The 23,941-nt window shown below is 70.0% G+C and carries 23 protein-coding genes; 14 read left to right on the forward strand and 9 right to left on the reverse strand.

All coding sequences use genetic code 11. From position 1 onward, the window contains the following. Positions 1–190 precede the first annotated feature (190 nt). Positions 191–1,666 carry an FAD-binding oxidoreductase gene (locus tag ACFORO_RS12055; RefSeq protein ID WP_377876073.1) on the forward strand — a complete coding sequence of 492 codons (1,476 nt, stop codon included), beginning with the start codon at positions 191–193 and terminating at the stop codon, positions 1,664–1,666. Here ACFORO_RS12055 and ACFORO_RS12060 read toward each other — a convergent pair. Continuing rightward, positions 1,663–3,081, reverse strand: a complete 1,419-nt coding sequence (locus tag ACFORO_RS12060; protein ID WP_377876075.1) for an FAD-dependent monooxygenase — start codon at positions 3,079–3,081, stop codon at positions 1,663–1,665. The genes ACFORO_RS12055 and ACFORO_RS12060 overlap by 4 nt on opposite strands. A gap of 68 nt (positions 3,082–3,149) precedes the next feature. Between ACFORO_RS12060 and ACFORO_RS12065 the strand changes: the two genes are divergently transcribed. After that, entirely contained in the window at positions 3,150–3,650 is a 501-nt protein-coding gene (locus tag ACFORO_RS12065; RefSeq protein WP_377876077.1) for a MarR family winged helix-turn-helix transcriptional regulator, read from the forward strand. A 4-nt stretch (positions 3,651–3,654) separates the two neighbouring features. On the opposite strand, the gene ACFORO_RS12070 is transcribed toward ACFORO_RS12065, so the two are convergent. Next, the gene (locus ACFORO_RS12070; protein ID WP_377876079.1) at positions 3,655–4,071 is read right to left on the reverse strand and encodes a VOC family protein; all 417 of its coding nucleotides are present in this window, start codon (positions 4,069–4,071) and stop codon (positions 3,655–3,657) included. Between the two features lie 167 nt (positions 4,072–4,238). Between ACFORO_RS12070 and ACFORO_RS12075 the strand changes: the two genes are divergently transcribed. Then, a complete protein-coding gene (locus ACFORO_RS12075) occupies positions 4,239–5,288 on the forward strand; it encodes an LLM class F420-dependent oxidoreductase (RefSeq protein WP_377876080.1) in 1,050 nt (349 codons plus the stop codon). Positions 5,289–5,405: 117 nt separating this feature from the next. Here ACFORO_RS12075 and ACFORO_RS12080 read toward each other — a convergent pair whose 3' ends face one another. Continuing rightward, positions 5,406–6,302, reverse strand: a complete 897-nt coding sequence (locus tag ACFORO_RS12080) for an aminoglycoside phosphotransferase family protein (protein WP_377876082.1) — start codon at positions 6,300–6,302, stop codon at positions 5,406–5,408. Between the two features lie 111 nt (positions 6,303–6,413). On the opposite strand from ACFORO_RS12080, the gene ACFORO_RS12085 reads away from it, so the two are divergent. Then, positions 6,414–7,163, forward strand: coding sequence for a polysaccharide deacetylase family protein (locus tag ACFORO_RS12085; RefSeq protein WP_377876084.1), 750 nt, complete (start codon positions 6,414–6,416; stop codon positions 7,161–7,163). On the opposite strand, the gene ACFORO_RS12090 is transcribed toward ACFORO_RS12085, so the two are convergent. Continuing rightward, the gene (locus ACFORO_RS12090; protein ID WP_377876086.1) at positions 7,123–8,217 is read right to left on the reverse strand and encodes a sensor histidine kinase; all 1,095 of its coding nucleotides are present in this window, start codon (positions 8,215–8,217) and stop codon (positions 7,123–7,125) included. The genes ACFORO_RS12085 and ACFORO_RS12090 overlap by 41 nt on opposite strands. A gap of 22 nt (positions 8,218–8,239) precedes the next feature. Here ACFORO_RS12090 and ACFORO_RS12095 point away from each other — a divergent pair, with 22 nt between their 5' ends. Further along, the gene (locus ACFORO_RS12095; RefSeq protein WP_354745174.1) at positions 8,240–8,863 is read left to right on the forward strand and encodes a response regulator transcription factor; all 624 of its coding nucleotides are present in this window, start codon (positions 8,240–8,242) and stop codon (positions 8,861–8,863) included. Between the two features lie 142 nt (positions 8,864–9,005). Then, positions 9,006–10,247 (forward strand): flavin-dependent oxidoreductase, encoded by a 1,242-nt coding sequence (locus tag ACFORO_RS12100; protein ID WP_377876089.1) that lies wholly within the window; start codon positions 9,006–9,008, stop codon positions 10,245–10,247. 7 nt (positions 10,248–10,254) lie between these two features. Here the strand turns inward: ACFORO_RS12100 and ACFORO_RS12105 are convergent, their stop codons facing one another. Both ACFORO_RS12105 and ACFORO_RS12110 read right to left on the reverse strand, forming a co-directional pair. Next, complete coding sequence (locus ACFORO_RS12105; RefSeq protein ID WP_377876091.1) at positions 10,255–10,731, reverse strand: cupin domain-containing protein; 477 nt, start codon at positions 10,729–10,731, stop codon at positions 10,255–10,257. Positions 10,732–10,795: 64 nt separating this feature from the next. Beyond that, complete coding sequence (locus tag ACFORO_RS12110; RefSeq protein ID WP_377876093.1) at positions 10,796–11,650, reverse strand: MaoC/PaaZ C-terminal domain-containing protein; 855 nt, start codon at positions 11,648–11,650, stop codon at positions 10,796–10,798. Positions 11,651–11,765: 115 nt separating this feature from the next. Here ACFORO_RS12110 and ACFORO_RS12115 point away from each other — a divergent pair, with 115 nt between their 5' ends. Together ACFORO_RS12115 and ACFORO_RS12120 are read left to right on the forward strand one after the other, a co-directional pair. After that, the gene (locus ACFORO_RS12115) at positions 11,766–12,743 is read left to right on the forward strand and encodes an NADPH:quinone oxidoreductase family protein (protein ID WP_377876095.1); all 978 of its coding nucleotides are present in this window, start codon (positions 11,766–11,768) and stop codon (positions 12,741–12,743) included. A 39-nt stretch (positions 12,744–12,782) separates the two neighbouring features. Beyond that, positions 12,783–13,400: a TetR family transcriptional regulator gene (locus ACFORO_RS12120; RefSeq protein ID WP_344277027.1), complete on the forward strand. Its 618-nt coding sequence runs from the start codon at positions 12,783–12,785 to the stop codon at positions 13,398–13,400. Positions 13,401–13,456: 56 nt separating this feature from the next. Here the strand turns inward: ACFORO_RS12120 and ACFORO_RS12125 are convergent, their stop codons facing one another. Further along, the gene (locus ACFORO_RS12125) at positions 13,457–14,632 is read right to left on the reverse strand and encodes an iron-containing alcohol dehydrogenase (protein ID WP_377876097.1); all 1,176 of its coding nucleotides are present in this window, start codon (positions 14,630–14,632) and stop codon (positions 13,457–13,459) included. Between the two features lie 175 nt (positions 14,633–14,807). On the opposite strand from ACFORO_RS12125, the gene ACFORO_RS12130 reads away from it, so the two are divergent. The 3 genes from ACFORO_RS12130 to ACFORO_RS12140 are packed head-to-tail and all read left to right on the forward strand — an operon-like array spanning position 14,808 to position 17,898. Next, the gene (locus ACFORO_RS12130; protein WP_377876099.1) at positions 14,808–16,406 is read left to right on the forward strand and encodes an AMP-binding protein; all 1,599 of its coding nucleotides are present in this window, start codon (positions 14,808–14,810) and stop codon (positions 16,404–16,406) included. Between the two features lie 27 nt (positions 16,407–16,433). After that, a complete protein-coding gene (locus ACFORO_RS12135) occupies positions 16,434–17,456 on the forward strand; it encodes an NADPH:quinone reductase (RefSeq protein ID WP_377876101.1) in 1,023 nt (340 codons plus the stop codon). A 25-nt stretch (positions 17,457–17,481) separates the two neighbouring features. Continuing rightward, on the forward strand, positions 17,482–17,898 hold the full coding sequence (locus ACFORO_RS12140) for a VOC family protein (RefSeq protein ID WP_377876103.1): 417 nt from the start codon (positions 17,482–17,484) through the stop codon (positions 17,896–17,898). A gap of 4 nt (positions 17,899–17,902) precedes the next feature. Here the strand turns inward: ACFORO_RS12140 and ACFORO_RS12145 are convergent, their stop codons facing one another. Beyond that, entirely contained in the window at positions 17,903–18,466 is a 564-nt protein-coding gene (locus tag ACFORO_RS12145) for a helix-turn-helix domain-containing protein (RefSeq protein ID WP_354745274.1), read from the reverse strand. A gap of 70 nt (positions 18,467–18,536) precedes the next feature. Here ACFORO_RS12145 and ACFORO_RS12150 point away from each other — a divergent pair, with 70 nt between their 5' ends. Both ACFORO_RS12150 and ACFORO_RS12155 read left to right on the forward strand, forming a co-directional pair. Further along, positions 18,537–19,232, forward strand: coding sequence for an AzlC family ABC transporter permease (locus tag ACFORO_RS12150; RefSeq protein ID WP_377876106.1), 696 nt, complete (start codon positions 18,537–18,539; stop codon positions 19,230–19,232). Further along, positions 19,232–19,552 carry an AzlD domain-containing protein gene (locus ACFORO_RS12155; RefSeq protein ID WP_354745164.1) on the forward strand — a complete coding sequence of 107 codons (321 nt, stop codon included), beginning with the start codon at positions 19,232–19,234 and terminating at the stop codon, positions 19,550–19,552. Before ACFORO_RS12150 ends, ACFORO_RS12155 begins: the two co-directional genes overlap by 1 nt. A gap of 148 nt (positions 19,553–19,700) precedes the next feature. Here ACFORO_RS12155 and ACFORO_RS12160 read toward each other — a convergent pair whose 3' ends face one another. After that, positions 19,701–21,293 carry a M4 family metallopeptidase gene (locus ACFORO_RS12160; protein ID WP_377876108.1) on the reverse strand — a complete coding sequence of 531 codons (1,593 nt, stop codon included), beginning with the start codon at positions 21,291–21,293 and terminating at the stop codon, positions 19,701–19,703. Positions 21,294–21,736: 443 nt separating this feature from the next. Between ACFORO_RS12160 and ACFORO_RS12165 the strand changes: the two genes are divergently transcribed. After that, on the forward strand, positions 21,737–23,848 hold the full coding sequence (locus ACFORO_RS12165) for an elongation factor G-like protein EF-G2 (protein ID WP_377876110.1): 2,112 nt from the start codon (positions 21,737–21,739) through the stop codon (positions 23,846–23,848). Positions 23,849–23,941: the final 93 nt, after the last annotated feature.

Below are 23,941 nucleotides of genomic sequence, written 5' to 3' on the forward strand. Positions count from 1 at the left end.
GATTCCCGCAGGGTTCCCCTCACGGACTTCTAGACACGGTCACATGGTGGCAAGTCGGGCCTTCCAGTACTGCTGGTGTCCTTTATGGACGGTCAGCGGGCCGAGGCCGCGCGGCTTGAGTTCCTGGCATTGCCTCCGATCGGAGACCGGGGCGGGCGGCCCGTCCCGGCCTCCTCTTCCAGGAGAAGCCATGAGCGGACGCGTGATCGGGCCGGACGACCCGCGCTACGCGGACTTCACGACCGGGGTCAACCAGCGCTACACCGCGAAACCGGCATCGGTGCACCTGCCGCGGAGCACCGAGGAGGTCGCTTCGGCCGTCTCCGGCGCGCGCGGGCGGCTCGCGATCCGCAGCGGCGGCCACTGCTTCGAGGATTTCGTCCACCACGAGGGGGTCGACGAAATCCTCGATCTCAGCGGACTGTCCGAAGTGGACCACGCGCACGGCCTCTACTCCGTCGGAGCCGGGGCGCGGCTGCAGGACGTCTACGAACGGCTGTACCGCGGCTGGGGCGTGACGATCCCGGGCGGCATCTGCTACTCGGTGGGCGCGGGAGGACACGTCACCGGCGGCGGCTACGGCCTGCTGTCGAGGAGGGACGGCCTCACCGTCGACCATCTGCACGGCGTCGAGGTCGTGCTGGCCGACGGCCGGACGATCGTGGCCACCCGCGATTCGTCCGGGCCGGAGGCCGATCTTTTCTGGGCGCACACTGGGGGTGGCGGCGGCTCGTTCGGCGTGGTGACGCGGTTCCTGTTCCGTGCGCCGCTCGTCCGCCCGCCGTCCGAAGTGCTCGTCGCGGCCTTGTCGGTGCCGTGGGCCGACCTCGACGAACGACGGTTCGCCCGGCTGCTCGGCGGCTACGCGCGTTGGCACCACGAGCACCGCGCGCCGGACTCGCCGGGCGCGGCGCTGTCGAGCCTGCTGATGCTGAACCACCGTTGCAACGGGACGGTCGGCTTGGTGGCGCAGATCGACGCCGACGTTTCCGGTTCGGACAGGGTGCTGAACGAGTTTCTTTCGCACGTCCTAGGCGATCTCGCGACGACCGGATTCGCGCGGGCGGGCGAGTTCGGTCCGATGCCCGGACTCGCCCCTCCGCGGCGACTCCCCTGGCTGCAGGCGACACGGCTCCTCGGCACGAACACGCCGGTGCTCACCGATCCGACTTTGCGCGCCGAGCACAAGTCGGCTTATGTCCGGAGCACGCTGCCGGAGTCGCAACTGCGCACTGCCTACGAGTATCTGACCCGGGTCGACGTGACGAACCCGGAGACGATGCTGGTCGCGTTCTCCTACGGCGGGGCGATTTCCGCGGTCGACCCGGCCGCTACTGCGGTGGCTCAACGCGATAGCACGTTCAAGCTGTTGTACCAGGCTTTCTGGTCCACAGTGGACGCTGATTCGGCGAACATCGGGTGGGTGCGGGATTTCTACCGCGCGATGTACGCGGAGGCCGGTGGGGTGCCAGTGCCGGGCGAGGTGGCCGATGGGTGCTATATCAACTATCCGGACGCCGATCTGTCCGATCCGGACTGGAACGCTTCCGGAGTTCCTTGGCACGACTTGTATTTCAAGGACAACTACGCGCGACTGCAGCGGACGAAGGCGCATTGGGATCCGGGAGACGTGTTCCGGCATCGCCAGTCGGTTCGGCCTGCCTAGCGCGGGCCGAACCACCCGGCGAGGGCTGCGGCGAGCCCTGAGTCCCGGCCAGCCCACGCGACGTACCCGTCCGGACGCAGCAGGATCGCCGGTTCGCCGAGGTCCTCGTCGTGTGCGACCACGTCGACGCCGTCTTTCCACTTCGCCGCCGTGTCCGCAGCCCCGGCGGCATCCGGGCCGAGCAGCAGTACCGGGCGCCCCGGATGCAGCAGTTCGGCGATCGTCCCCTCGCCGAGCGGGACGTTCGGCAGGAACTCCCCCGTCATGCCGCGGCCGTCGCCGTAGTGCACGCCCTGTGCGCTGATCCGGTCGCTGAGCAGCCGGTTTCCGTCCGAAGTGGACAGAAGGTCGGCGACCAGCGCGCGCAGCGGTTCGAACTCCGGCCCCGGCCGCATCAGCGCAGCCTGGGCGCGGGTGTTCTCGATGACGGCTTCGGCGACCGGATGCCGTTCCGCGTGATAGGTGTCCAGCAACTCGTCCGGTGCTGTGCCCGCGACGACCATCGCGAGCTTCCAGCCGAGGTTGAACGCGTCCTGCAGGCCGAGGTTGAGCCCCTGCCCGCCGAGCGGGGCGTGCACGTGGGCCGCGTCGCCAGCGAGCAGGACGCGGCCGCGACGGTAGGAGTCGGCGAGCCGCGTGAAGTCGCTGAACCGGCCGACGAACGTCGCGTCGGACATCGGCACGTCGTGGCCGAGGATGCGCGAGGCGGCCGCCCGCAGATCCTCGAGACCAGTTGGGGCACCGCGTTCCGGGAGCGGCTCGGTGAACTCGTGGGTGAGGATCCGGCTGTGCCCCGACGGATTGACGTTGATCAGCGTCCAGCCGGTCGGGCCCTGCGTCCAGCCGCCGGGCACCCGCGCGGGGTCGCCGAGCCTGGCCAGGCCGAGGAGTCCGGCGAACGTGGCCGGATGGGTAGCCCCGGTGGACCCTGCCGCTTCGCGGACGATGCTGCGAGCGCCGTCGCAGCCCACGACGTAGTCGGCGGTGAGCTCGCCGTGGTCGGTGGAGACGTGGACCTGCTCACCGTCGTCCCGGACCCCGGTCACGCGGTGGCCGCGCAGGATCGTGACGCCGAGAGAAAGGGCCTGCGCCTCGAAAAAGCGCTCGATGTCGGACTGCGCCTGCCCGACCATCGGCGCGCCTTCGAGAGCGGGCGATTCCAGCGTCAGCACCGGACGTCCGCCGAAGTGAAACGGGGTCTCGACGATGGCGCGCGGGTCCCGCCGCGGCGGGACGGGGAGATAACCGCGCCGCAGCAACGACTGTGCGGTACGCGCGTGCAACGTCCCCGCGCGTGGTTCGTCGTGCGTGGCAGTGAGTTTCTCGACGACGGTGGTGGGCACGCCGTGCCTGCCGAGTTCGGTGGCCAGCAGCATGCCGACCGGCCCGCCGCCGACGACGATCACTCCGGGCATCTTGCCTCTCCTTCGCTGCGAAGCCGAAAGGTACGAGGTCGTAATGTCCGTCATTGTAGAGTACGAGGATGGAGCGTGACTTCGTCGACGACGTCCTGGACCAATGGCGCGCGCAACGCCCGGACCTCGACCCGGCCCCGTTGTCGGTGCTGGCCCGCTTGACTCGGATCGCGCGCCGGGTGACCCGCCGCCTCGACGAAACGCTGAAGGGCTACGGCGTTCTCCACGCGGACCTGGACATCCTCGCCACTCTGCGGCGCGCGGGGGCACCGTACGAGCTGACCCTGTCCGAGATCGCGCGCTGGATGCTCGCCGGCAACAGCACCATGACCAGCAGGCTGGACCGGCTGGTCGCGGCGGGCCTGGTCGACCGCAAGCAGAACCCGGCGAACCGCCGCACCGCGCTGATCCGGCTCACCCCGGCCGGGCTGGCTCTCGTCAACGAGGCGGTCGCCGTGGAACTGGTCGAGCAGGAGAAGCTGGTGAGCGGCTTGAGCGGCGAGGACCAGCGCGAATTGGCCGATCTGCTGCGCCGGCTGTGCCGTTCGATGGGCGAAATCCCGGACTGAGCACTCAGGATCGCCGCTGGGCGATGTTGACCATCCACGTGATCCCGAACTTGTCGACGAGCGAGCCAGCCTCGTCGCCCCAGGACTGTTTCTCCCACGGCAGCGTCACGGTGCCGCCAGCGGAGAGCTTCTCGAAGCAGTCCCGGAGTTTGCCGTCGTCTCCCCCGAGGAAGAGCGCGACGTTGTTGCCCGGACGGAAAGGCACTCGCTCCGGGACGTCCCACGCCATCACCGTGTAGCCGTCCGGCGTGCTGAGCACCGAGTGCATGACCTGGTCCGGATCGGAGCCGGGAGCCTCCGGCGAGCCGAAATCGCCGTACGTGCCCAGGTTCAGCTCGCCGCCGAGGACTTCGCGGTAGAACTCCATCGCCTGGCGGGCGTTCCCTGTGAAGGCGAGACACGGGTTGAGCTGGGATGCCATCTGATACTCCTTTGTGCGAGCGGAAGCCGAGCCTCTCAGGCGAATCACGACACCCTGTGTCGGGTATTCCGGAAAGTCCACTGTGGACCGAGGACAACCCCTATCGCGCCCCCTGAACCCCGGGAACCACCGGTATCCTTTCAGTTACCAGCAGTAACGTCGGCCGCATGAAAATAGGACTCAACATCGGTTATTGGGGCGCCGGCAACGATGCGACGAACCTCGAGCTCGCCCAGGAGGCCGACCGGCTCGGGTTTTCCGTCGTGTGGGTGGCCGAGGCCTACGGTTCGGACGCCGCGACCGTGCTGGGCTGGCTCGCCGCGCGCACCGAGCGCGTCGACCTCGGCAGCGCCATCCTGCAGATCCCGGCCCGCCGCCCGACCATGACCGCGATGACCGCGGCGACCCTGGACAACCTCTCCGGCGGCAGGTTCCGGCTCGGGCTCGGGGTTTCCGGCCCGCAGGTGTCCGAAGGCTGGTACGGCGTCCCGTTCGGGAAACCGGTCGAGCGGACCCGCGAATACGTCGACATCGTCGGCAAAGCGCTGCGCTACGAACGGGTCCGCCACCAGGGCACGCACTTCCGGCTCCCGCTGCCCGGCGGGCCCGGCAAAGCGCTGCCGCTGGCCGTGCCGCCCGCCCGCGAGCACATCCCGCTCTACCTCGCCGCCCTCGGCCCGCGGAATCTCGAACTCGCCGGCGAGATCGCCGACGGCTGGCTCGGCCTGTTCTTCTCCCCCGAACACGGCCACGAGTCCCTGGACCGGATTCGCGCCGGCCGCGAGAAAACCGGCGCCACCCTCGACGGGTTCGACGTCGCGACCACCGCCCCGATCGCCGTCGGCGACGACTGGCGCCACGCCGCCGACCACGCCCGCCCCTACGTCGCCGGATTCGTCGGCGGCGCGGGCAGCCGCAAGAACAACTTCTACCGCGACCTCATGGCCCGGATGGGATACGAGGCCGCCGCCGACAAGATCCGAGACCGGTACCTGACCATGGACTACGCCGGCGCCATGGCCGCCATCCCGGCGGAATTCCTCGACCAGACCTCACTCCTCGGCCCGAAGGAACGGATCGCCGACCGGATGAAGGCCCTCGCCGAGAGCGGCGTCACCACACTTGCGCTCTCCCCCACGCATCCCGATCCGGAAGCCAGCAAGAACGCCCTGCGCGTCGCCGCGGAAGCTCTCGACGCGTCCGGTGTCGGCGATTGATCCACAGTGGACACGACTCCGGAATGCGTTGCCATGCCGTGCGGCGAGACCCCAGACGAGGGTTGACCGACGTGCTGTGGCAGGGCTGAACCCGTCCAGCCGCGGCGCCCCGAAGCGTCAAACGCCCTTCAGCACCCGGTCAAGCGCCGCCCGGCCGGCGGGCCCCCAGTGCGGCTTGCCGCCGGGAAGGCCGCGATCGCCGTTCTGTCCCATGAGGATCAGGAAAAGGCTTTTCATCGCGGCCAACCCGCGCGCACGCCGGATCGACGACTCGTCCGCCCGCGCGTAACTGTCGAAGAACCGCGAAGCCGTGCCTTCCGGCAGCAACACCCAGGCGGCGGCGAGGTCCCACGCCGGATCGCCCGCGAACAGGTCGCCGAAATCGACGACGCCCGAGAGCGTTCCGTCCGAGACCACGACATTCGCGGGATGGAGATCGCCGTGCACCCACACCGGCGGGCCTTCCTGCAAGCCGGCCGCGGCGGCGTCGGCCCAGACAGCGCGGACGTCGGCGGCGAGGTCGTCGAGGCCAACAGCCTGGAGGAATTTCTCGAAGCCGGCCGTGCAATCCCGGGGATGGGCTCCGCGATCCACGGCGACCGGGGCCTCGGCGGGCGCGGGCACATGGAGCGCCCGGAGGAAAGCCGCCAGCGTGTCGGCCGCGTGGGCGCCGCGGCTGATCGTGCCGTGGTCGAGCGGTTCGCCGGGAACCCACGTCATCACAGTCCAGTGCTTGGGGAACCGCGCGGACGGTTCGCCGAACCGCACCGGCGTCGGCACCGGGAGCGGCAGGCGCGGGGCCAGCACGGGCAGCCACCGCCGCTCCTTGAGCTGGAGTTCCGGAGTGGGGTCCATGCGCTGTACCCGGACAGCCAAATCGTCCCCGAGACGCCACATCTGGTTGCCCCAGCCGCCCGGCACCTCGCGGATCGCCAGCCCGGCGAGGTCGGGGTGCTGCTCCCGCAGCAGGTCGCGGACCAGGTCGGCGGTGATCGCGGTCTCGGGGCCGGTCATGCGATGGCACAGTACCGACCCAGCGCCAGCGACGAGCGGCGCGGCCTGTGTCGGAAGGACTAGTACCTTCGCGGCTTCCGCGCCCACAGCCGCATCGGCAAGCTCGCCCGCATGATCCGCTTCTCCCTCTCCAGACGGGCCCGCCGCTGGTCGATCGGCGTGGCCGTCGCGCTGGTTCTGATCCTCGTCGGCGGTTACGTGCTGTTCCGGATCGCCGATTCCCGGACGTTCCAGTTCTTCGGCGGTCTCACCGCCCGCGTGGAAACCTCGGAGAAGGCGGTCGCGCTGACTTTCGACGACGGTCCCAGCCCGGCCGGGGTGAAGCCCGTCCTCAACGCGCTGGCCGCGCGCGGCGTCCACGCGACGTTCTACCTCATCGGATCGGAGCTGGCGGCCCATCCGGATCTCGGGCGCGCCATCGCCGCGGCGGGCCACGAGATCGGCAACCACACCTACTCCCACGAACGCATGGTGCTGATCACGCCCGGCCGCGCGGCGAGCGAGATCGAGCGCACCGACGCGCTGATCCGCGCCACCGGTTACACCGGCGAGATCACGGTCCGCCCGCCGAACGGCAAGAAGCTGTTCGCGTTGCCCTACTACCTGCACGAGCACGACCGGAAGACGATCACCTGGGACGTCGAACCGAATTCTTTCCCCGAAATCGACCGCAGCGCCGCGGCGATCGCCGACTACACCGTGACGCACGTGCGCCCCGGCTCGATCGTTCTGTTCCACCCCATGTACGCCGGGCGCGAGCAGACGCGCGAGGCCATCGGCCCGGCCATCGACCGGCTGCGGGCGCTCGGCTACCGGTTCGTCACCGTGTCGCAGTTGCTGGCTCTGCGGGGCAAGGGATGACCGCCACGACCGTCCACCCGCCGTTCGCGGCGGGGCCCGCCTCGAGAGAACCTCCCCGGGCGGCGAGTTGCGCGCGCAGGCTCTCCAGGCCGTATCCGGAACCTTCCGTCGGCTGCCCGCGTCGGTCGTTGCGCAGAACGAGCCGGACGGACTCCGCGGTCGCCTCGACGCCGATTCCCAGCCGGACCCCGGGACCGTTGTGCCGCAAGGCATTGATGGCCGCTTCCGAGACGATCCGGTCGGCGAGGTCCCGCGCCCGGTCCGGAATCCGGTGCAGGGCGGGCTCTTCCTCGAGGACCAGGCCGGCCGCGGACAGCTCGGCGAGAACGGCGGCGACCCCCGGCCCCGGCCGCGACTCGCCGTCGTCCCGCAACTCACGGAGGGTTTCGCGGACCTGGCTCAGCGCGTCCCGCCCGGCGGCGAGCATCGCGTCCACCCTCGCGCGGTCCGCGCCGGTCAGCTCGCCGACGGCCAGGAGCGCCTCGGCCTGCACGAGCATGACCGTGGTGGTGCGCGCGAGCGTGTCGTGCAACTGCCGCGCGGTCTGCGCACGCCGTTCGGCGGCCAAGCGCTCCAGCCGGAACCGCGTGCGCTGCGTCGCGAACTCCGCGCGTTCGGCCGCGTGCCGCTGTCGCTCAGTGCCGAGCAACCACGCCACGACACAAACCGCGACAGTGAGCAGCGCGCCGTCGACCGGCCCCTTCGACACGGTCATCGCCGCACCGATCGCGGCGGCGGACAATCCGCCGAGTCCCCAACGCACCGAGGCCCGGCGCGCGCTCGGCACCGTGTACAACGCGATCAGCACTGGCACGTAGTCGATGTTGTGGGGTTGGGTCGTCAGCAGCCGGGCGAGCGTGGCCGCGGTGACGACGGCGAGCACCCAGCCCGGAAACCGGCGGCGGAAAACCAGCGGCAGAACCTGCCCGGTCACGAGCGCGACACCACTCCAGCCCACGGCGGGCGGCCAGGCCCCGCCCACCCCGACCAAGACGGCGACGAGGACGGCCGTTCCGAGGTCGAGCACCGTTTTTCGGTCACGGAACCAACGCACGAAGCGAGCGTAGACTGCCGTGGTGATCAGGGTCCGCGTCGTCGACGACCACGCGCTGGTGCGGGAGGGCCTCGCCCTGATCCTCGACGCCCAGCCGGACATCGACGTGCTCGGCGCGCACCCCGACGGCGCCGGACTGCTCGCCGCGCTCGACGCCGCCACCGACGTCGTCCTGCTGGACCTCTACCTCCCGGGCATGGACGGAATCGAAGTCCTGCACCGGATCCGGCGGGGCGAAGGACCGAAGGTCGTCCTGCTCACCACGATCGGCCGCGCGAGCGAAATCCGGCGCGCACTGGCCGCGGGAGCGAGCGGATTCGTGCTCAAGGACAGCACCGGAACGGAACTCGCGGCCGCGGTCCGCGCGGCGCACGAAGGCATCACGGCCATGAGCCCAGCGGTGGCCGCGGCGCTGCGCAGGCCGGCCGCCGAGGGGGTCACTCCGCGGGAACGCGACGTCCTGCTCCTGCTCGGCCGCGGTCTGTCCAATCGCGACATCGCCGCCGAACTGGGCCTGGCGGAGCGCACGGTGAAGGTCCATGTCGGCAACCTGCTGGCGAAACTTCGGGTGGACAGCCGGACGCAGGCCGCGCTGCTCGCCGAAGACATCCTCGGCAACCCTGCTTGGTCGGGCGGTTCCTGCTGATCAGCCCGGTCGGCATCCGTCCGATGTGGACAGTTCGCCGCCGGGAAGCGCCTGCCTCCGCGGGAGCCGCCCCTCCGCTCGGCGGTAGCGCCCCGAGCCGGACTGCGCCACCCTGGGTCCATCGACGACAGGGAGGTTCGCGGTGAAGGTCGTGATCGTCGGAGCGGGGATCGGCGGGCTGACCGCGGCCCTGCGGCTGCACCGCGAAGGCGTCGAGTGCGCGGTCTACGAACAAAGCGCCCGCATCGGCGAACTCGGCGTCGGCATCAACGCCCTGCCGCACGCGGTCAAGGAACTGGCCGCGCTCGGGCTGCTCGACCAGTTGGACGAGATCGGGATCCGCACCCGCGAACTGTCCTACACCCATCGCCTCGGGCAGGTGATCCTGCGCAAGCCCTGCGGGCTCGACGCCGGGTTCACCCTCCCCCAGTACTGCCTCCACCGGGGCAGGCTGCGGGACCTGCTGCTGCGGGCGGTCCAAACGAGGCTCGGCCCCGACGCGGTACGGACCGGATACCGGCTGACCGGGTTCGATCAGGACGCGCAAGGCGTCCGAGCGCACTTCGGCGAGCGGGACAGCGGTGTCCCGGTCACCGCGACCGGCGACGTTCTCGTCGCGGCCGACGGAATCCACTCGGCCGCGCGGTCCCTGTTGTTCCCCGAGGAGGGACCGCCCCGCTGGAACGGCGTCCTGATGTGGCGTGGCGCCGCCGACTGGCCGGAATTCGGCGGCGGCGCTTCGATGATCGTCTCCGGCGGCACCGCGGCCAAGCTGGTGATCTACCCGATCGGACCGGGCAAGTCCGCGGGCAGCAGGCTCACGAACTGGGCCGTCTGCGTCCGGACCGGGCGGCCCGGCTCCCCGCCGCCGGACCGGCAGGACTGGGCCAAACCCGGCGACCGGGCGGAGCTGGCCCGGCACCTCGGGCGGTTCCGGTGCCCCGCGGTCGACCACGCCGCGCTGGTCGGGGCCACCGAGGAGATCTTCGAATTCCCGATGTGCGACCGGGATCCGCTGCCCGCGTGGTCGCACGGACGCGTGACGCTCCTGGGCGACGCCGCCCATCCGATGTACCCGATGGGTTCCAACGGCGCCGGCCAGGCGATCCTCGACGCATCCAGCCTCGCCTGGCACCTGACGCGCCGCTCCGATCCCGTGGAGGCGCTTCGCGCGTACGAAGCCGACCGTCTTCCGGCCACCAGCGACATCGTGCTGCGCAACCGCCGGGGCGGGCCGGAAAACGTCATCGACGAGGTCGAACGGCGTGCCCCGGAAGGCTTTACCCGCCTCGAAGACGTGATCGACACGGCCACGCTCGAGGCGATCGTCTCCGGTTACGCCCAGGCTTCCGGGGCGTCCCAGCAGCAGGTGAACCGCGCCTGAGCCGGTTTCAGGCGCCCTCCACCGAACCGGGCGGCAGGAAATCGACGTCGTGCAGCGCCGACACCCGGACCACCTCGGCCGGGTCCGTCAGGTTGTGCAGCTGGTCGAACAGCGTCGCGAGCTTTCCGGCCGGGCTCACCCAGAACAGCCCGCGGGTCATGCCCTCGCCGCGGTTGTAATAGGCGTGCGGAAGCCCCTTCGGCATCCGCACGGTGTCGCCGGGGCCCGCGGTCTCCCACTTGCCGTCGAGGTAAAGCGTGAAGACGCCTTCCAGGATGTAAATGTGCTCGTCCTGAGTCGGATGAACGTGCGGCGGCACCCCGGTGCCGGGCGGGTCGAGGGTCTCGAACGCGAAGCTCGACTCGCTGGCCGCCTTCATCGAGTAGGTGTGGCCGAGCACGTTCCACACCTTGTTCCGCATGCCCTCGCGGGCGGGCGTGATCCCCTTGGGCAGGGGACCGAGCACGATTTCCTCGCCGGTCATCACACCTCCTGGCCGATGTTTCGTCCGACTCTGCGCTATCGGATCGCCGGTGTACAGCCGCCAGTCACGACGATTCGGCCGCGAAGGCGAGGAGACCGTCCGCGAGCACTGGTGTCCCGTCCGCCGCACGCACGTCGAAAGCGATGGCACCGGGACGTGTCCGGCCCGCGTGGACCGACAGCGTCATCCCCGGGAAGACCGGGTTGGTGAAGCGGCAGTCGACCTCGGTGACGTCAGGGCCCGGGTAAGCGCGGGTCACGGCGGACACTGCCCGCGCGAGTGTTTCGGTGCCGTGCAGGACCGTGTCGGCGAGACCCGCCGCACGCGCGACGCGAATGTCGGTGTGGATGGGGTTCCAGATCCGCGCGCATTCGCTGTAGACGACCGCGTTCGTGGTGTCAGTCTCGAAGGTCGCGATCCGGGAGAGTTCGGCCGGCCGGGATTTCGGTGCCGGGGCAGCGATTTCGCCGCCTTCGAGCCGGACGCCGCGGTAGAGCGTGCTCACCTGCGAGGTGACGAGAAGCGTTCCGCCGGGCGTCGTGGTGCGGAACTCCGTGACGATCAGCGCCGCGCCGGTCCGCGCCTCGGCACGGTGCAGCCGGGCCTCGGTCCGTACCCGCTCGCCGGGACGCAGCGGTGACCGCAGCCGGATCCGGTGCCTGACATGCAGGCCCAGCCGCAGCGTGTCCTCGGACAGTTCGATCCCCGGAGCTCCCTGTTCGATGAGCGGCCATTCGACGCAGACCGGGAACACCGGGTGGCCGACGATGCCGCGGTCGAGATCGAAGAACTCGTCGCGGGTGTCGCCGACGGCGGCCGCGAAGGCGCGCAGCCAGCGGTCCTCGATGCGGTTCTCGGCCGTCCGGACCAGCCCGGGGCTGTCGGTCGGCAGTATTCGGATCACGTGCTCGGTCGCCATCGGCCCGTCCTCGCTTGCCAAAAACTGAACAGTCGGTACAGTAACAGAACCTCGCCGAGCCTGGTCCGCCTTTTTCCCGGACCGGCCGGCCCGCAATCCGACTTGAGGGAGCACAGTGCGCGCGATCCGGATTTCCTCGCTCGACGGACCCGCCGCGGTGGAGCTGGTCGAAGTGGCCGAGCCCGTGGCCGCCCCCGGCGACATCGTCATCGACGTGAAAGCCGTCGGCGTCAGCTTCGTCGACGCCCTCATGACCCGAGGCCAGTACCAGGTGCGGCCCGAACTCCCCTTCGTTCCCGGCGTCGAGGTGGCGGGGATCGTCCGGTCGGCTCCCGCAGGCGCGGCGGTGCGGGCCGGCGACCGGTGCGCCGCCTACGTCCCGCGCGGCGGGTACGCCGAGGTCGTCGCGGCCAAGCCCGCGGTGACGTTCCCGCTGCCCGACGAGCTGTCGTTCCAGCAGGGCGCGGCCTTCGCGATGAACTTCCAGACCGTCCACTTCGCCCTGGTCCGGCGCGGCCGGTTGCGCGCGGGCGAGCACGTGCTGGTGCACGGTGCCGCCGGCGGAGTAGGCACGGCGGCGATCCAGGTGGCCAAGGGCCTCGGCGCGATCGTCACCGCGGTGGTCGACTCCCCGGGCACGGTCTCCGTCGCCGAAACCGCGGGCGCGGACCACGTCGCAGTCGCCGGACAAGGCTGGGCCGACGCAGTGCGCGCCGTCGCCCCGAAGGGCATCGACGTCACCGTGGACCCGGTCGGGGGCGAGTATTTCGCGGATTCCATCCGGCTGCTGCGCCCGGAAGGACGGCACCTGGTGATCGGGTTCGCGGCGGGCGGGATCCCGGAGATCGCGGTGAACCGGTTGCTGCTCAAGAACATCGAGGTCGTCGGCGTGTACTGGGGCGGTTTCGTCGAACGGGACGACACCGTCGCGGCCGCTTCCGCCGCGGAGCTCACCCAGCTCGCCCGCGAGGGCTTCGTGCGGCCGGTGGTCGGCCACGTCTTCCCGCTCGCCGACGCCGCCAAGGCGCTGCGGGCCATCGAAGACCGCGCCACGTCCGGGAAGGTCGTTCTCGACGTCGCGGAGATCGGCTAGCCTCGTCTCCTCCTCCTCGACCAGCGAAGGAAGCGTTCTATGCCTGTGAAGCCCGGCGGCACCGCACGACGCACGAACCGGGCGGGGACGGAAGCCAGGCAGCGCATCATGACGTCCGCCGTCCGGCTGTTCGCCGAGAACGGCTACCACGCCACCGGGATCGAGATGATCTCCCACGACACGGGGATCGGCCGGGGCGCGCTGTACCACCACATCGGCAGCAAAGAGACGCTGCTGTTCGAAATCTGCCACACGCGGCTGTCGGATCTGCTTGAGCAGTCGGGCTGGATCGTCGCGACCGAGACGACCTACCGCGAGCGGTTCCGGCAGCTGATGCGGTCCACCATGCGCAATCTCGCGGAGCACGCGCTGGAGTGGACCGTCGCGTTCCAGGAGTTCAAGGCCCTCACCGGGCAACGGCACGCGGTCATCCAGGACGCCCGCGACCGGTACGAGACGATGGTGGCCGGGATCCTCCGCGGCGGCGCCGAGGCGGGCGAGTTCCGCGAGCTGGATCCCTTGGTGGTCAAGGGCATTCTCGGGCACTACAACTACTCGTACGCGTGGATCCGGCCGGACGGCGAGCGCACCCCGGAGGAGATCGCCGACCTCTTCACCGACACGCTGCTCAACGGAATCCGCCAAGACCCTCGGTAGCTCACGGCAAAAGCGGGGCCGATGCCGATCGGCCCCGCTTTTGCCGTGCTCCGCGCTTACCAGACCGTCTCCAGCAGCTCGCGGATCACCGTCTCGTCGACCGTCCGCGGCGATTCGCGGACCACGATGTCGCCCAGCGCGGCCCGCGCGACGCCGTTCAGCTTCTCTCGCCCGACGCCGAACTCCGAGACCCGGCGCGGCACCGCGAGTTCGTCGAGAATCCGTTCCAGCCGGTCCGCGGCGGAAAGCTCCTCGGCGTCGCCCTGCACCCGCTGCAGCGACCGGGCCATCCGAGCCTGCTCCGCCGACGTCACCGGCTCCAGGAAGCGCATCACGTGCGGAAGCATGATGCAGGAGGTGACCCCGTGCGGGATCCCGACCGCGCCGAGCTGGTGGCCGATCGCGTGCGAGAGGCCGAGCGAGACGTTGTGCACCCCGACGATCGACATCCACGCGGCCTGCAGGCACTTGAGCGCCGCCTCGTGGTCGTGCGGATCGCGGACGGAACGCGGGAGGTGCTCGGCGAGGATGGTCAGCGCGCCCTCGGCGAGTGCCGTGGTGAACGGGTGGGCGTTCTTGGCGTAGGCGGTTTCGACCGCGTGGTCCAGCGCCCGCACGCCGGTGGTGGCCCACAGGTCGCGCGGGGTGCTCGCGCAGAACTCCGGATCGAGGAAGACCACGCGGGGCGTCGCTTCGAGGTAGACCGTCAGGTCCTTGGTGTCGCGCGATTCGTCGACCGACCCGGCGAAGCCGTCCCATTCGGCCGCCGAGAGCGTCGTCGGAACCGCGAAGACCGGCATCGGCGTGCCGGTCAGCGGACGACGGCGGATCGTGCTCGGATACTCGAACTCGAGGTAGTTGCGGGCGAGGTCCTCGACCGAACCCGAACCCTCGCTGAGGCCGATCGCCGCCAGTTTCGCGGCGTCGCACGGCGAACCGCCGCCTACCGCGACGAACGCGTCGGCCTCAGCGGCGCGCGCCTGCCCGATCAGCTCCACGATCAGCTCGACCGGATTGTGCGCCTTGATCCGGGAAAACGTCCCGGCGACCCGGTCGCCCAGGTCAGCGGCCAGTTTCGCGAAGGCCTCGCTCCCGCCGACCGACCTGCCGGTCACGAGGAACACCCGCCGCAGCCCCCTGCGGTCGAGCTCCGCGCCGACCTCGCGCACCGCGCCGGCGCCTTGGACGACCGTTTCGACCCGGGGCATCTCGAACGTCAGGACTTCAGGCATGGGGCAACCTCCGGGTTCGCACGTCGTTGTGGCCGGCCCGACCGGGCAGCGAGCAGAACTGTACCGGTCATCCGGTATTTAGTCGAGCCGCCCCGCCACGTTGCCGCACTTGACGCCGTGCGCTGCGCATGAAACTGTACCGACCGTTCGAGAAGTGATCCGAAGGGAGCCCGCCGTGCCGGTGGATCCGAGAGTCCCGCCCCGCGAGGAGCTGGTGCTGAGGTACCTGCTCGAGCGCCGCGCGGCCGAAGACCCGGACAAGGTTTTCGCGGTCTTCGACGGAGGGCCGACGTGGACGCGGGCCGACCTGCTGCGCGAGGTCCGGCAGACCGCCGCGGCCTTGGCGGCGCTCGGCGTGCGGCAGTTCGACAACGTCGTGTGCTGGCTGCCCAACGGACCCGACGTGGTGCGATTCTGGTTCGCGATCAACTATCTCGGCGCGGTGTTCGTGCCGATCAACACGGCGTATCGCGGCGGTCTTCTCGCGCACGTGCTGGACAACTCCGAGGCCGAGATCATCGTCGCGGACGCCGAACTGCTCCCCCGCCTGGCCGAGATCGGCCCGCGCGAAGGCCTCCGCCTCGCGGTCCAGGTCGGCGACGGCGAGCCCGGCCTCGACGGCATGTCGGTGGTGCGGGCCGCGGAACTCCCCAACCTCGACGGCGAAGTGTCCGAACCGGGCGTCCGGATCGAGCCCTGGCACACCCAAGCGATCCTCTACACGTCGGGCACGACCGGTCCGTCGAAAGGCGTTCTGACGTCGTACATGCAGGCCTGGTCGGCCTTCGGCCCGGTGTCGATGCCGATCATGACCGCTGACGACCGGTTCCTCATCAACATGCCCGCTTTCCACGCGGGCGGCTCGACCCTGCTCTACGCGATGCTCCTGAACGGCGGCTCGGTCGCGGTGGTCGAACGGTTCAGCGGCGAGCGGTTCTGGCGGCAGATCCGGCAGACCGGCGCGACGATGGTCTTCCTCCTCGGCGTGATGGCCAATTTCGTGAACCGCCTTCCGCCGGATCCCCGCGACGCCGACAATCCGCTCACCAAGATGTTCGTCGTGCCGCTTCTCGACGACATCGCGGCGTTCTCGAAACGGTTCGGCGTCGACGTCTACACGATCTACAACATGACGGAATTGTCCGCGCCGATCGTGTCCGGGCCGAATCCGGCCGAGAAGGGCACGTGCGGAAAGGCCCGGCCCGGCGTCGAGATCCGGCTGGTCGACGAGGCCGATCGCGAGGTGCCGGACGGCTCGGTCGGCGAGATCGTCCTCCGCGCCGACGCGCCGTGGGCGTTGTCCCACGGATACTTCCGGATGCCGGAAGCGACCGCGAAAGCCTGGCGCAACGGCTGGTTCCACACCGGCGACACCGCACGCAAGGACGCGAACGGAAACTACTACTTCGCCGACCGTCTCAAGGATTCGATCCGCCGGCGCGGCGAAAACATCTCGTCGATGGAGGTCGAAGCGGAGATCATGGCTCATCCGAGCGTGCGCGAGGCGGCCGTCGTCCCGGTGCCGAGCGAGATTTCCGAGGACGAGGTGCTGGCGGTGATCGCGCCCGTTCCCGGAGCACGCCTCGACCCGGTGGAACTGATCCGTTTCCTCGAACCGCGGATGGCGTACTACATGGTTCCCCGGTATCTCCGGTTCGTCTCGGAATTGCCCAAGACGCCGACCGCCAAAATCCAGAAAGCGGTCCTGCGGGAATCGGCCGTCACCGCCGACACCTGGGATCGCGAAGCCGCGGGAATCAAGCTCGCGCGCTGAAAGCCAATGCTCGGAAAGGGTTTACTCGTGAAGGCAGTCGTCTACCGCAGCACTGGCGGCCCGGAGGTGCTCCGTCTCGTCGAGCGGGACCTCCCCGCCGTGGCCCCGGGACAGGTTCGAGTCCGCGTCGTCGTGTCCGGCGTGAATCCGACCGACTGGCGCAGCCGTTCCGGCCAGTCGTCGGGCCTGCGGTTCGAGGAACAAGTCCCGCATCAGGACGGCGCCGGAATCGTGGACGCGGTCGGCGACGGCGTCCGGGATTTCTCGCCCGGCCAACGGGTATGGCTGTGGGACGTCGCCTTCGACAGCCCGGCGGGAACCGCGCAGGAGTTCGTCTCGGTGCCCGCCCGCCACGTGATGCCGCTGCCGGACGGAGCGAGCTTCGACGTCGGCGCCAGCCTCGGCATTCCGGCCCTGACCGCGCACCGCACCCTGACCACTTCGGCACGCGGACCGCACCGCCTCGGCCCCGGCACCATGGCCGGGCGAACCGTTCTGGTCCAGGGCGGCGCCGGGTCGGTGGGACACGCCGCGATCCAGCTGGCGGCATGGTCGGGCGCGACCGTCCTGGCGACCGTCAGCAGCCCGGAAAAGGCCGAACTCGCCCGTGCGGCCGGCGCCGACCACGTCCTCGACTACCGCACCGAAGACGTCGCCGCGCGCGTCTCGCAGCTGGCGCCCGCCGGAGCACACCACATCGTCGAGGTCGACCTTGGCGCCAACCTGACGACCGACCTGGCCGTGCTCGCCCACGGCGGCAACATCAACGTCTACAGCTACGGCAACGCCGACCGTCTCCCGATCCCGTCGCGGGAAATGCTGGTCAAAAACGTGCAGCTGGATTTCACGTTCACCTACACGACGGATCCGGAAAGCAAAGCGAACGCCCTGTCCGACGTCCACGCCGCCGCGGCAGCGGGCGCGCTGGAGGTCGGCGCCGAGCACGGGCTGCCGATCCACCGGTACGAACTCGACCGCGTCGCGGAGGCTCACCGCGCAGTCGAGGGAGGCGTCCTGGGAAAGGTTCTCGTCGACGTGGCTCCGGCGTAACCCGCCGAACCGGCATGATGAGGCGATGGTCGACAACGTTCCAGCTCAGACGGTGTACCCCAACCTGAAGTACGCCGATCCCAAGGCCGCCATCGCTTTCCTCGCCGAAGCGTTCGGCTTCACCGCGCACTTCGTCGTGGAGACTCCCGACGGAACGGTCGAACACGCCCAGCTTCGCGTTGGCAACCAGCTGATCTTCCTCAGCAAGGACCAGCCGGCCGACCGCTACGGCATGCACAGCCCACTGGCGCTGAAGGGCACGAGCCACGCGTTGTGCGTCTGGGTCCCTGACTCCGCCCTGGACGAGCACCAGCGGCGCGCGCAGGAACGCGGGGCGAGAATCCTGAACCCTGTCCACGCATCGATCGCCGGAGTCCGCGAATACTCCTGCGCCGATCCGGAAAACCAGGTCTGGACCTTCAGCAGCTACACCGGCGAATAACCGCTCAGTTGTACTCCGAGATCTCCACCCCGAACGTCCCCGGCTCCAGCGCCTCGAAGATGTGCGGCACATCCCCCGGGTAACAGATGTAGTCCCCCGGCAGCATCTCCACCGGATCGTCCATGATCCCGATCCGCGCCCGCCCCGCGCACAGCACCGTGTGTTCGACCACGCCGCTCATGTGCGGATCCGACCGCCGCGGGATGCCCGGCTCCGCGCTCACCAGGTAAATGTCCCGGCGCGCCGCGGACGGGCACGCGGACAGCAGCGTGCACGCGTAGTCGGCGTGTTCGGCGAACACCGTCGGACCCTTGCCCGCGCGGATCACCTTCACCTCTTGCCGCTCCGGCTCGACCAGCCGCGAGAACGGCACGTCCAGCGCGACGCCGAGTGCCCACAGCGTCTCCACGCTCGGGTTCCCGGACCCCGATTCCAGCTGGGACAACGTGGATTTCGCCAGGCCGGCCCGGCGCGCGACCTCGGTCAGCGAGAGGCCGGCGCGGGCCCGTTCGCGGCGCAGGGACGCCGCGATGATGTCCAGCGGCGCGCCCGTGCTCTCGTTCGGCATGTGTGTTCGCTCCATCAGTCTTCTCGTTCGCCTTGACGAACAGGCCCCGACGTGTTCAGCATAGGACACTATGCGTTCGATTTGGCGAACACTCGATCGCGGCCTCGCCCGCGACATCGGTCTCGTGTGCCTGGCCGACACCCTCGTCGGCGTCTCCTACGGCGCCATCGCGGTGGGCTCCGGCTTCCCGCTGTGGGCGCCGATGCTGCTGTCCCTGCTGGTCTTCGCCGGCGCGTCGCAGTTCATGTTCGTCGGCATCGTCGCCTCGGGCGGCAATCCGCTCGCCGCGGTCGCCGCCGGGCTGCTCGTGAACGCGCGGCACGTGCCGTTCGGGTTCGCGGTCGGCGACGCGCTCGGCCGCGGCCTGTTCGGGCGGCTGGCCGGGAGCCACCTGATGATCGACGAATCGGTGGCGTTCGCGCTGGCCCAGCGCGACGCGGACCGGCGGCGGGCGGCGTACTGGGCGTGCGGCATCGGACTGTTCGTGTGCTGGAACCTGGGAGTCGTGGTCGGCGCGTTCGCCGGGTCCGCGATCAGCGACACCGACGCGTTCGGCCTGGACGCCGCCTTCCCGGCGGTACTGCTGGCGCTGGTGCTGCCGTCGCTGAAGGACCGGGCCGCCCGGCTGCCGGTGCTGATCGGCGTGGTGGTCGCGCTCGCGGCCACTCCCCTGCTCCCGGCTGGCCTGCCGGTGCTGCTGGCGCTGGTCGGAGTGGTCGCCGGTGCCGCGGCGAAGGAGCCGAAGCCACTGGAAGGAGCGCACTGATGGACGGCGCGGAACTGATCATCGCGACGCTCGTGCTGGCGGCGGGAACGTTCGCGTTCCGCCTCGCCGGGCCGCTGCTGCGCACGAAAGTACGGTTGTCCCCGCGGGCCGAACGGCTGATGACGCTGTCGGCGGTGGTCCTGCTCGCCGCGCTGGTCGCGACCAGCGCGTTGACCCAGGGACACGAATTCGCCGGGATCGCGCGACCGGCCGGGGTGCTAGTGGGCGGAGTGCTCGCGTGGCGGAAGGCGCCGTTCGTGCTGGTAGTGATCGCCGCCGCGGCGACCGCCGCTTTGCTCAGGCTCGCCGGAGTGCCGTAACCGCGCTCGGAGAAATCGCGCAGCACCTTTCGAGGCGGAATTAACCGCAAGCGAAGAAAGATATTTCTCACCCGGCGGGCAATAACGAGCGGGAGGGGGAGACGAGTGCTCGTCTCCCCCTCCCGCCGGCGGGGAAATCAGTTTCGGGTCATCGAGCGGAAATCGCCCGCGAACCGGTCGCGCCAACAGCGCCACAGGTCGGTTCGTCCGGCTGGGCGGACACGCTCACCGCGTCCCAAGCGGCCTTCACCGTGTTGAACTCGGTGCAGCCGTTGGGGAACAGGCTCTTCGCCGCGGTCAGCGTCCAGGTGCGATAGCTCTGGTAGGAGCTGCCGCTGGTCTTGAGCAGCATCGCGTTGTAGAAGATCTTCACCGCGGTCTGCACGCCGAGCCCGGTGACCGTCGAGTTGTTGCAGGTCGGGCTGGTCGGCTGGCCGTTGGTCGGGTTCGTGCCCTCGGCGACGAGGTAGAACCAGTGGTTGCCGGGACCGGCCGCGGCGTGCACCTCGGTGCCCGGGATCGAGTCGTCGTAGCAGTTCGCGTGGCCGAGCTGCGACGGGTCGTACATGTTGCGGATCGGGCCGCTGCCGGTGAGGTTCACCTGGTTGCCGACGAGGAAGTCCGGGACCGCGTACGGCGAGGGCTCGTTGGCGAACCATTCGGACGCGGCGCCGTAGACGTCCGCGACGAATTCCTGGGTGCCGCTGCCGGACATGCTGCCCGGGGTGTGGTCGTCGATGCCGTGGCCGAACTCGTGCCCGACCACGTCGAGCGAGCCGATCCACTGGCCCGCGGTGTTGTTGCCGATCTGGACCTGGCTGCCGTCGTAGTAGGCGTTCTGCTCGTTGAGGCCGACGCGGATCGGCCAGGCGCCGCCGTTGCCGTCGAAGCTGTTGCGGCCCAGCCATTGCGTCAGCATCTTGTTCTCTTGCTGGATGCCGTACAGGGCGTCGGCGCAGCCGGTTTCCTTGTCGGTCTCGTCGCCGTTGCCCCAGCTGTCCGTCGACTTCGTGAAGGTCTGCTGGGTGGCGACGTCCTGGCAGCTGAGGTTCGCGACGGTCGGATCGGTCATCGAGTAGCCGCCCGCGCCGTCGGAAGTCGTGTCGAGGTGCAGCGGCTCCGGGCCGTTCCACACGCCCTGCGCGTCGCCGTAGGCCACGTGCTCCTGCGTGTGCAGGACCTTGCCGGTCATCGCGTCGACGACGACGTCCAGCTTGCTCGGGCCTTCCGCGTTCCGCCCGGTCACCCTGGTCGTCCAGGCGAGTTTCGGGCTTCCGAGCGCGTACGTGGCCAGCGTCGCGGGCTGCACAGTGTCCACAGTGGGCACCTGGGTGCGGGCGATCGCTTCGGCCTGCTTCGCGGTCAGCTTCGGCGACGTGCTGGGCAGGTTGATCGCGGTCTTCTGCGCGACCGAGGTGGCGAGGACCTGGCCCGCGGAGTTCGTGGACACGACGAAGTCGCCGCCGATGACCGGAATGCCTTCGTAGGTGCGGTCGTACGGCACGTACTTCAGCCCGTTGGTCGACGAGATCACCTTGTGCTGCTGGAAAACGTCGTCCTTGCTGGCGTGCAGCGCGGCGGGCCGGGAAGCGACCAGCGCCTGCGCGGCGTTGGCGGCCATCGCCTCGGCGGCCTGCGGACTCTGCGGTTCGAGCGGCTGTGCGTGGGCGGCGGCGGCCGTGGTGACGGCCCCGGCCAAGACCCCGGCTGCGAGCAGCACGAGCGGTCGGCGCGATTTCATCGGCGGTGTTCTCCTCCGGACAGGCCGGATCAGGCCCGGGGGTGGGGGCCGGATTCGGAAGTGGAATGGGATCGAACCCCGACAAGAGTCGGGTTTTTCCCAACTCCGGACAACCGACGAAGGTCGTTAAGTTATCAACTTCGGCACATCGGCCCGGATTTCCGGTCCGCGTTTTCCGGAAATTCCTCTTTACGCCCAAGAAACGCCAGCCGCCCACCATGGCAGCAGACCGGCGTTAAGGATGAATCCGACATCGATTTACCGTAAATCCTTTGTGGACAGTCGGATTCGAGTCGTCCACAGTGGAATCGGCGGCCCCGGGACGCCCGGAGCCGGGGGTGAGCGAACGGCTGGTCCCGGGCCGTCCGCCTTGCTTCCCGCGGGGTCGCGGGTGTGTGATCGGGGACACAGTTGCACCATCCGCCGTCGCTGAGGAGGCCGTCATGGCCGACAAGCAGAACAGGAGTACCGACCCCGGGGCCGCCGTCGCTGTGGACGACCCCGCCAAGGTGCGCAACGTCGTCCTCGTCGGGCCTTCCGGTTCCGGGAAGACCACGCTCACCGAGGCACTGCTCGCCGCGTCCGGCACCGTGCCGCGCGCCGGTTCGGTCGTCGAGGGCACCACGGTGTGCGACCACGACCCGGCAGCCGTGCGCCAGCAGCGTTCAGTCGGGCTTTCCGTCGCCCCGGTGCTGCACGCCGGGCACAAAATCAACCTCGTCGACACCCCGGGATACGCCGATTTCGTCGGCGAGCTGCGCGCCGGCCTGCGCGCCGCGGACGCCGCGCTGTTCGTCGTGTGCGCCGCCGAGGGCGTGGACGCCGCCACCATCGCCGTGTGGGAGGAATGCGCGTCGGTGGGCATGCCGCGCGCCGTCGTGGTGTCGCGGCTCGACCACCACCGCGCCGACGCGCTCGCCGAGATCGCCGCCTGCCAAGCCGCCTTCGGCGCGGGCGTGCTGCCGCTGTACCTCCCCGCGCCGGACGGCCTGGTCGGGCTCGTCACCCAGCGCCGGTACGACTACTCCGCCGGCTGCCCGCCGCGCGTGAGCGACCCGGACCCGGCCGTCGCGCGCGAGTTCGCCGACGCCCGCAACGAGCTGATCGAGGGCATCATCGCCGAGAGCGAGGACGAGACCCTCATGGACCGCTACCTCGGCGGCGAGGAGATCGCCGAGGACGTGCTGATCGCCGACCTCGAGACGGCCGTCGCGCGCGGTTCGTTCCACCCGGTCATCCCCGTGTGCGCGACCAGCGGGATCGGGCTGGCCGAGGTGCTCGACGGCATCGTGCGGGCCTTCCCCTCGCCGCTGGAACACCAGCCGCCCGGCGTGACCAGCCCCGACGGCACCGCGCACGAAGCACTGTCCGCCGACCCGTCCGGCCCGCTCGCCGCCGAGGTCGTGCGCACCGCGGTTGACTCGTACGTGGGACGCGTTTCGCTCGTCCGGGTGTTTTCCGGGACGCTGCGCCCGGAGAACGCCGTGCACGTCTCGGGCCACGGCCTCACCGAACGCGGCCACGAAGACCACGACGCCGACGAGCGCGTCGCCCACCTCTATTCACCGCTCGGCGCGAACCTGCGCGAGGTGCCGTACTGCGTCGCGGGCGATCTGTGCGCGCTCACCAAAGTGGGTTCCGCCGAAACCGGCGACACCGTGTCGTCGCCGGAGGATCCGCTGCTGATGAAACCGTGGCGGATGCCCGAACCACTGCTGCCCGTCGCTGTCGTCGCGAAGTCCCGCAGCGACGAGGACACGTTGTCCCGCAACCTTTCCCGCCTCGTCGCGGGCGATCCGACCCTGCGCTTGGAACGCAACGCGGAGACCGGCCAGCTCGTGCTGTGGTGCATGGGCGAGGCACACGCGGACGTCGTCCTGTCGCGCTTGCGCGCGGGCGGCGCGGACGTCGGCACCGAGCCGGTGCGGATCAGCCTGCGTTCCACTTTCGCGAAACCCGCGCGCGGCCACGGACGGCATGTGAAGCAGTCCGGCGGGCACGGGCAGTTCGCGGTGTGCGACATCGAGGTCGAGCCGCTGCCCCGTGGCGGCGGGTTCGAATTCGTGGACAAGGTGGTCGGCGGCGCCGTCCCGCACCAGTTCATCCCGAGCGTCGAGAAGGGCGTGCGGGCGCAACTGCAGCGCGGCGTCCAGGACGGCTATCCGGTGGTGGATGTGCGGGTGACGCTGACCGACGGGAAGGCGCACAGCGTCGACTCGTCGGACGCCGCGTTCCAGACCGCAGGCGCGCTGGCCCTGCGGGAAGCCGCTGCGGCCAGCCGGATCTCGCTGCTGGAGCCGCTGGACGCGGTCGAGGTGAGCCTGCCGGACGAACACCTCGGCACCGTGCTCGGCGACCTGTCGTCCCGCCGCGGCCGGGTGCTGGGCACGGAATCCGGGGAGGGCGGGCACACCGTGGTGCACGCGGAGGTGCCTGCCGGGGAACTGCTGCGGTATGCGGTGGATCTGCGATCGCTTACGTCGGGGACGGCTACTTTTACGCGTCGGCACGCCCGCTTCGAGCCGATGCCGGAGGGGGCGGTTGTTCCCACCTGACTCAGGCGAAGTACGTGAGGGGAACCCTGAGGGACTCTGAGTCCCTCAGCTTGAGTTTTAACTCTTGGTGTCTGTTTTTATGGTTTTGCCGGG

The sequence above is a fragment of the Amycolatopsis halotolerans genome, assembly GCF_042647905.1.
In the GTDB taxonomy this organism is placed as follows: Bacteria; Actinomycetota; Actinomycetes; order Mycobacteriales; family Pseudonocardiaceae; genus Amycolatopsis; species Amycolatopsis halotolerans.

What these genes read in the sequence shown, in the direction of transcription:
- ACFORO_RS12055 (WP_377876073.1), top strand. Translation starts at nt 191, where the DNA reads ATGAGCGGACGCGTGATCGGGCCGGACGACCCGCGCTACGCGGACTTC.
- ACFORO_RS12060 (WP_377876075.1), bottom strand. Translation starts at nt 3,081, where the DNA reads ATGCCCGGAGTGATCGTCGTCGGCGGCGGGCCGGTCGGCATGCTGCTG.
- ACFORO_RS12065 (WP_377876077.1), top strand. Translation starts at nt 3,150, where the DNA reads ATGGAGCGTGACTTCGTCGACGACGTCCTGGACCAATGGCGCGCGCAA.
- ACFORO_RS12070 (WP_377876079.1), bottom strand. Translation starts at nt 4,071, where the DNA reads ATGGCATCCCAGCTCAACCCGTGTCTCGCCTTCACAGGGAACGCCCGC.
- ACFORO_RS12075 (WP_377876080.1), top strand. Translation starts at nt 4,239, where the DNA reads ATGAAAATAGGACTCAACATCGGTTATTGGGGCGCCGGCAACGATGCG.
- ACFORO_RS12080 (WP_377876082.1), bottom strand. Translation starts at nt 6,302, where the DNA reads ATGACCGGCCCCGAGACCGCGATCACCGCCGACCTGGTCCGCGACCTG.
- ACFORO_RS12085 (WP_377876084.1), top strand. Translation starts at nt 6,414, where the DNA reads ATGATCCGCTTCTCCCTCTCCAGACGGGCCCGCCGCTGGTCGATCGGC.
- ACFORO_RS12105 (WP_377876091.1), bottom strand. Translation starts at nt 10,731, where the DNA reads ATGACCGGCGAGGAAATCGTGCTCGGTCCCCTGCCCAAGGGGATCACG.
- ACFORO_RS12110 (WP_377876093.1), bottom strand. Translation starts at nt 11,650, where the DNA reads ATGGCGACCGAGCACGTGATCCGAATACTGCCGACCGACAGCCCCGGG.
- ACFORO_RS12120 (WP_344277027.1), top strand. Translation starts at nt 12,783, where the DNA reads ATGCCTGTGAAGCCCGGCGGCACCGCACGACGCACGAACCGGGCGGGG.
- ACFORO_RS12125 (WP_377876097.1), bottom strand. Translation starts at nt 14,632, where the DNA reads ATGCCTGAAGTCCTGACGTTCGAGATGCCCCGGGTCGAAACGGTCGTC.
- ACFORO_RS12140 (WP_377876103.1), top strand. Translation starts at nt 17,482, where the DNA reads ATGGTCGACAACGTTCCAGCTCAGACGGTGTACCCCAACCTGAAGTAC.
- ACFORO_RS12145 (WP_354745274.1), bottom strand. Translation starts at nt 18,466, where the DNA reads ATGCCGAACGAGAGCACGGGCGCGCCGCTGGACATCATCGCGGCGTCC.
- ACFORO_RS12150 (WP_377876106.1), top strand. Translation starts at nt 18,537, where the DNA reads ATGCGTTCGATTTGGCGAACACTCGATCGCGGCCTCGCCCGCGACATC.
- ACFORO_RS12155 (WP_354745164.1), top strand. Translation starts at nt 19,232, where the DNA reads ATGGACGGCGCGGAACTGATCATCGCGACGCTCGTGCTGGCGGCGGGA.
- ACFORO_RS12160 (WP_377876108.1), bottom strand. Translation starts at nt 21,293, where the DNA reads ATGAAATCGCGCCGACCGCTCGTGCTGCTCGCAGCCGGGGTCTTGGCC.
- ACFORO_RS12165 (WP_377876110.1), top strand. Translation starts at nt 21,737, where the DNA reads ATGGCCGACAAGCAGAACAGGAGTACCGACCCCGGGGCCGCCGTCGCT.